The sequence below is a fragment of the Trichocoleus sp. DQ-A1 genome (assembly GCF_039961955.1).
In the GTDB taxonomy this organism is placed as follows: Bacteria; Cyanobacteriota; Cyanobacteriia; order Cyanobacteriales; family FACHB-T130; genus FACHB-T130.
In genome coordinates this window covers 230,219-243,731 of sequence record NZ_JAMPKE010000002.1, presented here as the reverse complement: position 1 = coordinate 243,731, position 13,513 = coordinate 230,219, and the positions used below count along the sequence as shown (strand labels likewise).

7 protein-coding genes, 1 tRNA gene and 1 pseudogene are annotated in these 13,513 nt (G+C 46.0%); 7 read left to right on the top strand and 2 right to left on the bottom strand.

What is annotated here, in order from left to right; translation table 11 throughout:
- Positions 1 to 737: 737 nt before the first annotated feature.
- Positions 738 to 3,581, top strand: coding sequence for a diguanylate cyclase (locus NDI33_RS03575; protein WP_190674325.1), 2,844 nt, complete (start codon positions 738 to 740; stop codon positions 3,579 to 3,581).
- 70 nt (positions 3,582 to 3,651) lie between these two features.
- On the opposite strand, the gene NDI33_RS03570 is transcribed toward NDI33_RS03575, so the two are convergent.
- The gene (locus NDI33_RS03570; RefSeq protein ID WP_190674311.1) at positions 3,652 to 6,423 is read right to left on the bottom strand and encodes an EAL domain-containing protein; all 2,772 of its coding nucleotides are present in this window, start codon (positions 6,421 to 6,423) and stop codon (positions 3,652 to 3,654) included.
- 207 nt (positions 6,424 to 6,630) lie between these two features.
- On the opposite strand from NDI33_RS03570, the gene NDI33_RS03565 reads away from it, so the two are divergent.
- The 5 genes and pseudogenes from NDI33_RS03565 (at position 6,631) to NDI33_RS03545 (ending at position 11,664) form a co-directional block, all read left to right on the top strand.
- Complete coding sequence (locus NDI33_RS03565; protein ID WP_190674308.1) at positions 6,631 to 7,953, top strand: FAD-binding oxidoreductase; 1,323 nt, start codon at positions 6,631 to 6,633, stop codon at positions 7,951 to 7,953.
- Between the two features lie 59 nt (positions 7,954 to 8,012).
- Positions 8,013 to 9,374 carry a (Fe-S)-binding protein gene (locus NDI33_RS03560; RefSeq protein ID WP_190674305.1) on the top strand — a complete coding sequence of 454 codons (1,362 nt, stop codon included), beginning with the start codon at positions 8,013 to 8,015 and terminating at the stop codon, positions 9,372 to 9,374.
- A 31-nt stretch (positions 9,375 to 9,405) separates the two neighbouring features.
- Positions 9,406 to 9,975 (top strand): annotated as a pseudogene (locus NDI33_RS03555) (Uma2 family endonuclease).
- A 364-nt stretch (positions 9,976 to 10,339) separates the two neighbouring features.
- Entirely contained in the window at positions 10,340 to 10,744 is a 405-nt protein-coding gene (psb28, locus tag NDI33_RS03550) for a photosystem II reaction center protein Psb28 (RefSeq protein WP_190674302.1), read from the top strand.
- A complete protein-coding gene (locus tag NDI33_RS03545) occupies positions 10,741 to 11,664 on the top strand; it encodes a TIGR01777 family oxidoreductase (protein ID WP_190674299.1) in 924 nt (307 codons plus the stop codon). Before psb28 ends, NDI33_RS03545 begins: the two co-directional genes overlap by 4 nt.
- Positions 11,665 to 11,762: 98 nt before the next feature.
- Here the strand turns inward: NDI33_RS03545 and murA are convergent, their stop codons facing one another.
- The gene (murA, locus tag NDI33_RS03540; protein WP_190674296.1) at positions 11,763 to 13,172 is read right to left on the bottom strand and encodes a UDP-N-acetylglucosamine 1-carboxyvinyltransferase; all 1,410 of its coding nucleotides are present in this window, start codon (positions 13,170 to 13,172) and stop codon (positions 11,763 to 11,765) included.
- A gap of 204 nt (positions 13,173 to 13,376) precedes the next feature.
- Here murA and NDI33_RS03535 point away from each other — a divergent pair.
- Positions 13,377 to 13,460, top strand: a tRNA-Leu gene (locus NDI33_RS03535).
- Positions 13,461 to 13,513 lie beyond the last annotated feature (53 nt).

Genomic DNA, 13,513 nt, shown 5'->3' with positions numbered 1-13,513 from the left:
TACGAGTATTTTGTTCCAATAAATACAAAGTTTTTTGAAAATTATGATAAAGCGAAAAAATAAGGTTAAAAGGGAGATTTGATAAAATCTTTGATTGTTGAGGATAAAAGCCAGCGAATACTTTTCAACCTGTTTCAAGAAAGAAATATTTAAACTTAATTAAAGCAGTCCTCAAGGATTCGGGAAAGGCAAGATTCCTGAGTTCGAGCGAGAAGCTAGGGATTTGAACCGCTAGCATCTCACAACTCAAATAGGATTGTTCTAGATCGGTTGATTTCTTGTGCTGGCGGCTGGAAATTCTCTAAGAGACATGAGCCAAAGGGGTTCGTAGGCACGAACATAGCTAGCTTTTCAGGGATAGAGCGAAGATTTTTGACTAACTAGCGTTGGCAATGCGACGGATCGGGTTAACCTTTGAGGAAATACCATTCTGTTTTAAGGCACCCTTGGCAGCAGATTTCAGATTTTTTTTATAAGTTAATTGCTGTCTTGTCCGGGTTTGGCAGGAAAGTTGATAAAGAATGTTAATGCCTTCAGCCCTTTATTTGGTGAGAATTTTTAGCTAGCTGGTTTTTTTATTACAAAATACAATTGTTTCATTGCTTAAAAAGCTATCTGTAAAGCCATAGTCGTTTACTCAGATGCGATTCAATCGCCACATCTATGCTTACTGCCTACCACACTACCCAGCAAACGGTTCCGCTTCGTTCAATTAAAATTTAAAATAATTAATAAGAATGGTTAATTCTATTAAAGAAACTAATGATGTGTTCTCTATGCTCCACCCTTACGCTTTACCGCTCCATCAAGCAATTGATCGCAACCCTCTGACGGTAACTCCTGACACGCTAGCTACAGAAGCGATCGCATTGATGAGTCGGGCGCGGGCTAGCTGTGTCATCGTGGTAAATGAGCAGGTAACAGCGGAAAAACCAACACAACTAGCGAAACAAACCCCCATCGGGATTTTTACAGAACGGGATTTGGTTCGAGTCACGGCTCTAGGTAGAGACATTAAAGGTGTAGCGATCGCTGCACTAATGAACCAGCCGCTGATTACCCTGAACGAATCCCAAGTACAAGATATTCAAACCATCAGCCGACTATTTTACCACCATCAGATTCGCCATCTGTTGATTGTAGAGGATGAATCCGGTCAACTGGTCGGAATCATGACGCCAACCAGTCTGATGCCAGTCGTTAGCGATCGCCATAACCCAAAACCGGAAAACTTGTTCGGCTATTCAAACTTAGAATTGTCTAAGCGGGAAACTCGTGACCGATTGCTGGCATCAGACTGCACCGACATGATTTCCACTCATACTCCGGAAGGTGTTTACCTCTACGTTTCACCTGTATGCAGTATTTTACTGGGATATAAGCCGGATGAACTTCTGGGACGCTCGGTGCTTGAATTTTGCCACCCGCAAGATTTAGTCCTGATAGAGGAATTTGCTCAGAATGATCCGGTTGCTTTAAGAGAACATCCAACTCAACTAAATTTTCAAGAAATCAACACAATTAGCTACCGAATTCGTCATCGGCAAGGTTATTACATTTGGTTTAAAACTACGCTCCGAACTATCCGCCATCCGGATACGGGAGCAGTGCAAGAAATCATCGCTGTTTCGTGCGATATTAGCCAACGCCAGCAAGCAGAAGCTGAATTAAGAGAAAGTCAAGAAAAATATAAAATCCTTTTTCAATGCTTCCCAATTGGCATTTCTATCACCGATAATAACGGCAATATTGTTGAAGCCAACCAAGCTTCAGAAAAAATTCTAAAGTTATCTATTGAAAACCATAAAAATAGAAGGTGCGACAGCAAAGAATGGCGAATCGTTCGACCGGATGGTAGCTCGATGCCACCGGAAGAATTTGCTAGCGTTCGGGCGTTAAAAGAAAATAAGGTGATTGAAAATCGAGAAATCGGAATTGTGAATGACCAGGATGAAATTACCTGGCTTAACGTCACTGCGATTCCCATTCCTCTCAAAGATTATGGCGTTGCGATCGCTTACATTGAGATTACAGAGCGTAAAACCGCCGAGGAAAAAGTTGAGAAATCGCTTTCTCTGCTGCGCGCTACGCTTGAATCAACTGCTGACGGCATCGTTGCAGTGAGCCTAGAAGGAGATATTGTCAGCTACAATCAGAAGTTTCTTCAGATGTGGGAGGTTCCCGAAGACCTAATCGGCTCGCCTCGCGCTAACGAACAAATCGTCTTTCTTAAAGACCAGTTGAAAGAGCCAGAAGTTTTTCTAAAGCTGGTTTGGGAACTTTCCAGGCAACCAGAAGCTAAGGCATACGACATTCTGGAATTAAAAAACGGGAAAATCTTTGAGCGGTACTCCACACCGTACCGACTCGGCGAACAAATCATTGGCAGGGTTTGGAGTTTTCTTGACATTACAGAACGGACGCGAACTGAGGAGGCATTACGCTCTTCTATTGAGCGAGAGCGCTTGCTGGGAAGAATACAAGGGCGCATCCGCCAATCGTTGCATTTAAACGAAATCCTCAACACAGCGGTTGCAGAGGTGCGAAACTTTCTGCCAGCCGAACGAGTTGCTCTTTATCGGCTCGATGCTCGCGGTGCCTGCTTTGTCGTCGAATCTGTCGCACCCGGTTGTGAATCGATTCTGGATGTCTCGCTGTATGACCCCTGCTTTGAGGTGGAATATATCCAAAAATTTCAAACCACCGGGTATGTGTCAGCGGTGGATGATATTTACCAAGCGGATCTGCCTGCGAGTTACGTGAAGTTACTCGCAGGGGCAGGAATTCGGGCAAATTTGATGGTGCCAATCTTGATTCGGGAACAGGGAGGCAACCGAGAAGCGAATAATGAATCGAATAGCAACAATCCCGCCCCACTCCGTCCCTCTTTATCCAATCCAGCCGCCAAAATTCATTTGTGGGGCATACTCTGCGTCCATCAATGCTCTGGATCTCGTCACTGGGAGCCTTATGAAATTAAGTTGTTGCAACAATTGTCCGTCGGGTTAGCGATCGCAATTCAGCAGTCTTCCCTCTTTAAACAGCTGGAGGAAGCCAACCGGGAGTTGCAGTGTATCGCTTCTCTGGATGGCTTAACTCAGGTGGCAAATCGGCGCAGGTTTGACGAATATCTTGCCCAAGAGTGGCGGCGGCTGGGACGAGAACAAGCGTCAATATCGCTGATTTTCTGCGATATTGACTGTTTTAAAATTTACAACGATACCTACGGTCATCAAGCTGGAGATAGCTGTTTGCGACAGGTTGCTGGTGCGATTCGGTTGATGCTAAAGCGCTCAACCGATTTAGTTGCCCGTTATGGAGGCGAGGAGTTTGCCTTAATTTTGCCCAACACTCCCTCTGCGGGTGCCAATTACATCGCCGAGTCGATCCGTTCAATGGTCAAAAGCTTAGAGATTGTCCACGTCCACTCCCCAGTTAGCCCCTACGTCACGCTGAGTCTGGGTGTCGCCAGCATAGTTCCCAGTTTAACCTCTTCACCGGCAGCGCTGATTGCAGCAGCCGATGAAGCGCTATATCAAGCGAAAAAAGAGGGACGCGATCGCGTCAAGGGATACTGCTAGACGCAGCTCTTCGCGTTAGAGTACACCAGAATCATTGATAACATCGCCCTGTCCTACAAACTGAGAATCTCTAACTTTGATTTTTTAACCTTTTAGATTTCAGGATCTCTGTTGCCGCTTCCGCCGGAACCGGGGGACTAAACAGATAACCCTGCAAACCATCACACTGAACTGAGTACAAAAAATCCAATTGTTCTACTGTTTCAACACCCTCAGCAATCACTTTTAAATTGAGTCCGTGACCCAGTGCCATAACTGCCTTAATAATCGCAGCATCATGAGTATTCGTCATGAGATCGCGAATAAATGAGCGGTCAATTTTTAGCGTATTGAGCGGAAAGTGTTTTAGATAGCTCAGTGAAGAATAACCAGTCCCAAAATCATCCATTGAAATGTGAATTTCCAGTTCCTGCAACTTCTGCAACACAGAAATTGTCCATTCCACATCTTGCATTGCAATACTCTCAGTAATTTCGAGTTCCAGATAACGAGGTTCCAACTCAGTTTCAGCTAGAATTTGCTCAACAACTTTTACTAAAGTGGGTTGCTGAACTTGACGCCCTGAAAGATTCACGGCAATCCGGATTGGCGGCACTCCAAGTGATTGCCAAAGACGATTTTGCCTGCAAGCTGTTCGCAAAACCCATTCTCCAATCGGAGAGATCAAACCCGTTTCTTCTGCCAGAGGAATAAATTGATAAGGAGGAATTAAGCCTAGTTCGGGAGATTGCCAGCGAATCAGCGCTTCCATGCCCACGATTTGACCTGTTTTTAAGTCTACCTGCGGCTGGTAGTGCAACAGAAATTCCTCACGTTCTAAGGCTTTGTAAAGTCGGTTTTCTAATTTCAGCCGTTCCAGTGCTTTTGCCCCTAGGGCTGGTGTATATAGCTGATAATTATTGCGCCCTTGTTGCTTGGCTCTGTACATCGCAGCATCGGCGTTTTTTAACAGCGTTTCTGCGTCTTCCCCATCATAAGGAGCTAAAGCAATCCCCAAACTCGCTTTGATGTGTAAAGAGGTATCGTGATAAGTCTCTACATCTTCAAAATGAAAAGGAACGTTTAGGGCACCCAGAATTCTTTTCGCAATCTTGGTAACATCGTCCAAACAAGTGATTGGGGAGAGCATAATGGTGAATTCATCCCCACCCCAACGGGCAACAATGTCGGTTTCTCGCAGGCAATCTGTGAGGCGTCGAGCCGCACATTGCAGCAGTAGATCGCCTACGGCATGACCGAGCGTGTCGTTAATCGTTTTGAAACCATCCAGGTCGAGAAACACCACTGCCAGCATATCGCCGCAATTCAGATGAGTGCTTGCCAGCGCTAGAGAGAGTCGGTCATTGAATAACAGCCGGTTGGGCAAACCCGTTAAGAGGTCATGAGACGCCTGATGTCGGATTGTATCCTCTACTCGCCTTTGCATTACTGCCATGTAGAGGTGGATTCCCACCGATTGAGCCAGCTTGAGTTCTTCTTGTGTCCACTCTTTAGCCTGTCCTTGGGTGATTTCTCGCCATGCTTCAAATGACTGGCGGGGGCGGACATTCCGTTCGTCGGGATTCTGACGACCTGCCCATAGGGTTTCTGTATTCATCTCATGCCGGAAGATGGTGAGACACCCCACGCATTGCTGATGATAACTGAGAGGCACGATCAGAATAGAGCGAATAGGCGTTGTCTCAAAAGCAGGGACTGCATATTTTAGTTGTGGTTCTTGATATAAATCGGGGATGGTGTAGAGAAAATTTTGACTTTTAAAATTTGATATTTCCCTAGCTACTCCGTAGCTGTTATGCGAAGACTCAAGGAAATGATTTTGAGGATTAAATTCCGACTGTAAAAACCAAGAGTCAGAAGCGTGATTGATGAGATTCTGATGACTGAAATCTTGATGGTTATCTTTGGATTTGTTTTCAGAAGGACTGTCTGGGATACCGACGCTGTTCGGTTTCCCGGAGGTAATTTGTTGCCAAAAGGGAGTTTCTTCAATCCAAGCTTGGAGTGGCTGCTCGCCAGTCGTATAAAGTTGAGCAGGCTGACCTGTTGTATCTGCTGTAATGTACAATCTGCCAGCAGCACCGTGTAAGGCGCTAACGGTTTCTTCTAAAACGGTCTGCCGAATTTCTGAAATTTTTAGCGGAGAGTGGAGTAGACTACTGATTTGGTTGATTGTTGATTCATGCTGAGCTTGTTCGCGTGCGGTTTGAAGAAGATTGGACTGAGCGATCGCAATCGACACCTGATCCACGAGCAGTTGAACAATTTGTAACTCTTGTTCGCTAAATTTGCGCCGGGATGCGTGGTGACACACCAACAACCCCCACAAGCTGTTTTGATGTAGGATTGGCACGGCGAGAGAAGCACTCACCCCCATCGTCGTTAGATATTCGACGTGGCAAGGATCGACTGGGGAATAGCGGATGTCTCTAGTTACTAAATTTTTTCCGGTTGATAGGCAATCTAACTGTTCTTGAGTTTTCTGCCTAGAAATGACATCGACAATGACTCGCTGGCGGACTTTGACAAACAACTCACGAGCATTGGGCGGAATGTCCTCGGCTGGAAACCGCAGCCCCATCATAGAGGGTAAACAATCGCCATTTATAGATTCGGCAATTACTTCTCCACTGGCATCTGGGTGAAATCGGTAAATTTTGACCCGATCCATGTCTAAAAATGAGCGAATTTCCCGCGCTGTTGTCGCCAAAATCTCTTGTAGCTCTAAAGATTGGCGAATTCGGGTTGTAATTCGATTTAGCAAGCTTTCTCTATCGTAAGATCGGGTTGTCCCTGCCCTTCTTGCTTGCTGTAATGCCGGTATATTCTTTCGTCGAACCATTCAATTAAACCTGTCTAAAGAGAGAAATAGACCCCACAAATACCAGTATGAAGTGCTGCATCTATCTTGAGATATAAAGAAATAAATTTATAACTAAATAATTAAATGATGTTACGTCGAGAACTGAGTGTTACTTGCGTACCGTGCTTATGTTTTGCTAGTGTTCATGTCCACCTGAGTGCGACCGCACAGATGTTTTTTTAAGCAATGAATAGCGTAGCCCAAAAACTTGAAAGTCTCCTCCCCAACTCCGGCATTGTGCAGTGGGAACAGATAGAAGCCACTCGAAAAGCACAAATCTCTCAAGCAATTGCACTGGGAAGCACCCTTAATTGCATTGTTTCTCCCCGCACCGAGGAAGAACTCGCTCAGGTTATGGCTTATGCCTACCAGCAACGGTGGGGCGTCTTACCCTGTGGCAGCGCTAGCAAACTAGGTTGGGGTGGATTGGTAGATGGAGTCAATTTGGTTGTCAGTACCGAACGTCTGAATCGCTTAATCGCTCATGCGGTTGGCGATTTAACCGTTACGGTCGAAGCAGGCATGAAATTTGCCGAACTGCAAAAGATTCTAGCGCAACAAGGTCAATTTTTCGCCCTCGATCCAGCCTATCCAAAAGACGCCACAGTTGGTGGTATTGTTGCGACTGCTGGGGGCGGTTCCTTGCGACAACGCTATGGTGGAGTGAGGGATATGCTACTGGGTTTTTCTTTTGTCCGCAGCGATGGTCAGATTGCCAAAGCTGGGGGTCGGGTGGTAAAAAATGTTGCCGGTTACGACATGATGAAGCTATTTACCGGCTCTTTTGGAACGTTAGGGATTATCACTCAAGTGACGTTTCGGGTTTATCCCCTGCCTGAGGCATCTGCAACCGTAGTGCTGACTGGCACAGCCGAAAAAATTGCCGCAGCCACCAAAACTTTGCTCGCTTCAGCCTTAACGCCCACGGCTGTTGACCTGCTATCCACTCAAATTGTGGCTAGTTTAGGGTTAGGGGAGGGCATTGGTGCGATCGCTCGCTTTCAAAGTGTATCGCCGAGCGTGAAGGAACAGTGCGCTCGATGGTTGGAAGTGGGGCAACATCTCGGTTTAAAGGGTGTCTTGTATTCAGATGCCGATGAGGCTGAGTTATGGCAGAAGTTACAAGAACAAATGTGGGCATCCCACACAGAGGCAGCGATCGCTTGCAAAATAGGAGTATTACCAACTGCTGCCGCGACCATTTTGGCTCATCTGCAAATCCACGTCCCATCGGTGATGTGTCTGATCCATGCTGGAAGTGGGTTGGGACTATTGAGGTGCAATGGTGACGTTGTTGAAACAACCGCGATCGCGTTTTTACAACAGATGCGATCGCTCTGTGAATCTCACGGCGGGTTTCTGACAATTCTAGAAGCGCCGATCTCTTTGAAGCAGCAACTAGATGTCTGGGGTTATACCGGCAACGCTCTGGATTTAATGCAGAAAATCAAAACGCAATTTGATCCAGAAAATATTTTAAGTCCAAGTCGGTTTATCGGTGGAATGTGAACAAAGCGCTTTCATCGCAGAAAACACCGTCTAAAAAGTAGGGAAGATTACACTCATCCATGCAAACATCAGAAAATTCTTTAACAAATTTAGATGACTCAAACCCGATTAATATTAACGGATTTGATAACGATCATCCCCCCAATCCCAAGTTAATTGATAGCTGCGTTCACTGCGGTTTTTGTCTATCTACTTGTCCCAGCTATCGGGTGATTGGCAAAGAGATGGATTCTCCTAGAGGCAGAATTTATCTCATGGATGCTATCAATAAAGGTGAGATTTCTCTAAATACTGCAACAGTACAGCATTTTGACTCTTGTTTAGGATGTCTTGCCTGTGTCACAACCTGTCCTTCTGGCGTGCAGTATGACAAGTTAATTACTGCCATGCGTCCCCAAATTGAACGCAATTATTCGCGCAGTTTGCCAGACAAGTTGTATCGAAAACTAATTTTTTCCCTATTTCCTTATCCTAATCGGTTGCGGGTTTTGCTAGCGCCTCTGATGGTCTATCAGAAATTAGGCTTGCAGAAATTAGTTCGTTCGACTGGATTACTCCAACGCCTTTCTCCCCGCTTAGCAGCGATGGAATCAAATCTGCAAGAAATTACTCCCAGAACCTTTGTAGATACCCTACCAGAGGCGATTTCGGCTGAGGGTGAGAAACGCTATCGAGTGGGCGTTATTTTGGGCTGCGTGCAACGTCTATTCTTCTCAAAGGTCAATGAAGCAACGGTACGGGTATTAACCGCCAATGGCTGTGAAGTCGTGATTCCAAAGGCTCAGGGGTGTTGTGCTGCATTGCCGCATCACCAAGGACAGGAAGAACAAGCAAAAGCGATCGCGCGCCAAATGATTGATAGTTTTGAAGGTACAAACGTTGATGCCATCATCATCAATGCTGCTGGTTGCGGTCATACTTTAAAAGAATACGGACACCTGCTACAAGATGACCTCGATTATCAAGAGAAAGCCGTAAAATTTGCTGCTAAAGTAAAAGACGCTCAAGAGTTTCTATACGAAGCCGGAATAACGGCGAAACTTTCCCCACTTTCCGATCAACCATTGACTTTGGTTTATCAAGATGCCTGTCATTTATTGCACGGGCAAAAAATTAGCGTACAACCGCGCCAATTATTGCGACAAATTCCAGGCGTTCAACTTCGGGAACCGATTGATGCAGCGTTATGTTGTGGCAGTGCTGGGGTTTACAATATGCTGCAACCTGAAGTTGCTGGAGAATTGGGTAAGCAAAAAGTTGAAAATCTTCTGAATACGGGTGCTGAACTAATTGCTTCGGCAAATCCCGGTTGTACGATCCAAATTAGCAAGCATTTAGAACTGCAAGAAAAGGCAATTCCCATCATGCATCCGGTAGAGTTGTTGGATTTGTCAATTCGGGGAGTGAAACTGCACGAGTAGGGTCATAGTAGAGGCAGGTATGCGAGCGCTTATGGTACATACACCTCCTAAAACCTTGACTCTAGAGGAGTTTCTGAAGCTGCCAGAAACCAAGCCAGCCAGCGAATACATCAAGGGTCAAAGCATCCAAAAGCCAATGCCGCAAGGGAAGCACAGCAAGTTATAGGGAAAGCTAGTCACTGTTATTAATGAGGTGGTCGAGGCTAAGCGAATTGCCCTAGCTTTTCCGGAATTGCGCTGTACCTTCGGCGGACGGTCAATCGTGCCAGATGTGGCGGTGTTTGCTTGGGATAGAATCTCTCTTGATGAAAATGGGGATATTGCCAATGTATTTCAGGCTGCTCCAGATTGGACAATTGAAGTTCTCTCTCCAGAACAAAGTCAAACCAAAGTAACTGGAAATATCCTGCACTGCCTCAAACACGGTAGCAAATTAGGCTGGCTACTCGATCCAGACGAACGCTCCGTGCTGGTTTATCCTCCCGGACAGCAACCGGAATTGTTGCAGGAAGCATTCGACGTGCTACCTGTTCCAGACTTGTTAACAGAACTGCGGCTAACGGTAGGGAATGTGTTTGGATGGTTAAGACTGGGAGGATGAACAGGAAAGACGAAGATTGAGCAACGATAACGGTTTGCAGTTGAGTCCAATACAGACCCAACCTCCAGCCCCTTCCCTATAGAGTGAAGGAGAGCCATCTTCAAGGCTCCTTCGGGCTTCTAAGAGGAGTTTGGGGAGTCAACCCCTGTAATTAATAAATTTAAAGCTACTAGCTCAGAATCTGGTTAGAGAAAAGTTGAGTTAAAAATCTCCCTACCTTGGATGTCAGTTTTAGGACGCATTTACCGACAACTTGTCAAAAATATTTTAGGCGATCGCCTCTAAACTCTCTAGCTCACCGAGTCAGCGCTCGGAGGGCATTTGACTTTTGTATACTACTTTATGAGTTTCATTAATTTTGTGCATGACTTCTAATACACCCTTAATCCAATTTTTTGAAGGGATTCCTGAAGAAATCGGTAACGTCAGCTTACGGCGGAATCGCAGTTCTGGAGTCCGCACGGTATTGATGACATTTAACGAGCTGAAAGCCATAGAAAAATTCAACAGCTTTAAAAATAAGTTTTCTAATGGGCTGCGATTAACGGATGAAGAAGGTGAAATAAGCGTTGAGCCTTCTTCTGTAAAATTTGTTTTCAGCGGGCCAGAAGGGGATGATTTTCAGCGGTTGGACTGCGAATTTGAAATTCAGCGAGAAGACCACTGGGAGAGATTTATGCGGTTTATGAATCGCTATGCTGAGGTCAATGGTATGGCTTACAACGACACGAAAAAAACCCCCGATAGCGAGGCAACCAGAGAAGCATGAAAGTAGCCATTACAGGAGCAACTGGATTTGTCGGCTCTCGTCTGGTAGAACGACTACACGCTCAAGGAAATCAAATCTTGGTTTTCAGTCGTAACCCTGCGAAAGCAAAGCAAGTCTTTCCTGCCAACACCTATCCCAATCTCGAAATCATTGCATATACACCTACTGAATCAGGCTCCTGGCAACAGTCCATTGCTGGATGCGATGCTGTGGTGAATCTATCGGGAGAACCGATTGCGGAAAAACGCTGGACTCCAGAACAAAAGCAGACGATCCTAAATAGCCGAAAGCTAGGGACGCAAAAAATTGTAGAAGCAATTAATCAAGCGAATCCTAAGCCCGCTGTCTTAGTTAATTTTTCTGCAATCGGCTACTACGGCACCAGCGAAACGGCTGCCTTTGATGAAACTAGTTCAGCCGGTAATGATTTTCTCAGCACTGTCTGTAAAGAATGGGAAACAGAAGCGCAAAAAGTCAAAGACAGCGGCACGCGACTGGTAATTGTGCGAACTGGAATTGTCTTAGGAATGGGAGGGGCACTTGCCAAAATGCTTCCCCCCTTCAAAATGTTTGCTGGTGGCCCCATTGGTTCAGGGCGTCAGTGGTTCTCCTGGATTCACCGAGACGATTTAGTGAATCTAATTCTATTTGCACTCAGCCATCCGGAAATTGAAGGTGTCCTAAACGGTACAGCTCCGAATCCAGTCCGGATGAACGAATTGGCTCAAACTTTGGGAGAAGTTTTAAATCGACCCTCCTGGCTACCAGTTCCCAGCTTTGTTTTAGAAGGTCTCTTAGGAGATGGTGCCCAAGTCGTTTTGGAAGGGCAACAAGTTCTTCCAAAACGCACCTTGTCCCAAAGATTTGAATATCAGTATTCAACCCTAAAACCAGCGCTGACAGAAATTGTGAAGGAATAGACAATTCGGTAAAAGGTAATTGTTATGAGTGTTGAGTTATGAGTTTTGAATGAATACCTCATCACTCATCACTCTACCTATTACCGATTACCCTTCCTTCAACTTTCGACCTTTAAACCTTCAACCGGCAGGCTGTCACCTTCAACCTTTAAATTTTCAATTGGCAAACTGTCATCATCCTGCACCCGCTGTAGTTTAGCTCCCAGCTGCCGTAGTTTATCCTCCAGCTTTTCGTAACCCCGATCTAGATGCTGCAATCCTCGAATGATTGTTTTTCCTTCTGCCGCCAGCGATGCCAAAACCAACGCCGCCGAAGCACGCAAATCAGTAGCTAGGACAGGTGCCCCCGATAACATTGGCACACCCCGCACAATTGCATGATTGCCTTTCACGCGAATATCTGCACCCATGCGATTCAACTCTGCCACATGACGCAATCGGTTTTCAAAAACCGTTTCGCTAATCACGCTGTCCCCTTCACTGAGGGTCAGCAATGCCATAAATTGTGCCTGCATATCCGTGGGGAATCCAGGATATGGCAATGTTTCAATATCTGTTGCTGTGTGTGTTTGTCCTCCGATAATCCGCAGGCAGTCGGGCGCTTCTTCGAGTACCGTCGCTCCAATTTCCCGCAGCTTGGCAATCACAGCCGTGAGATGGTCTGGAATAATTGGGGACAGACTTAGTTCTGAATGGGTAATTGCTCCTGCAACGAGCAATGTCCCCGCCTCAATCCGGTCGGGAATGATGCTGTAATCTACAGAATGTAAGCTGGGAACACCAGAAATCACAATTGTATTGGTACCTGCACCGCGAATCTTGGCTCCCATTGCAATGCAGAAATTAGCGAGATCCACGACTTCTGGTTCTTGGGCGGCGTTTTCTAGGATTGTTTCTCCCTCTGCTAGGGTTGCCGCCATCATCAGTGTCTCTGTCGCACCAACACTGGGATAGTCCAGATAAATTTTGGCTCCCTTTAATCTTCGATTGCTGCCAGTTACATGGGCATTGACCATCCCATGATCAATTTGGACATCTGCCCCCATGTCCCGCAAACCTCGGACGTGAAGATCGACAGGTCTGGCACCGATAGCACAACCGCCAGGTAGTGGCACTTTTGCTACACCCAGTCGCGCCAGCATCGGTCCAACGATGAAGAAACTAGCTCGTAGCTGAGAAACTAACTCGTAGGGAGCTTTTGATTGCCCAATGTGGCTAGCGTTGATGTCGAGAATGTCGCCATTCCATTCCAGCTTCAGGTCTAGGGACGACAGAATTTGACCCATGCGCTTGACATCGACAAGCGAGGGAACGTTACGGATTCGGCAATCTTCAGGACACAGCAAGGCTCCTGCCATGATCGCTAGTGCCGCGTTCTTTGCGCCGCTAATCTTGACGTGCCCTTGCAAGGAAGCTCTACCCCAAATGTGCAAAACGGACTTGTCTTCTTCGGGCAGAGAGTAAGTATCGGTCAGGCTGAGAGGGGGGTTAATAGGTCTGTCCTCCAAATTTCACGGAATAGGGTGGCTTTTTTTTAAATTTGGTTTTGATTCTACAGGAAAGATTTTAAATGTCTAGATTAGCAATCCCGCTTCATTGTCAGTCGATGAAGCATTGTACCTTGTATCGGTTCACTTTTCCGGATAAAAGGTATTGACAAATTCTAGGGTTTGTTGCAAGATAGTAAATCGGTGGTATAAATCCAGACGTCAGCGGAACTGGCGGAATTGGCAGACGCGCTAGATTCAGGTTCTAGTGTTCGCAAGGACTTCCGGGTTCAAGTCCCGGGTTCCGCATTTTTAGGACTGAGGTATCAGGACTGAGGACTGAGTAGAAAAAAGTGGCGATC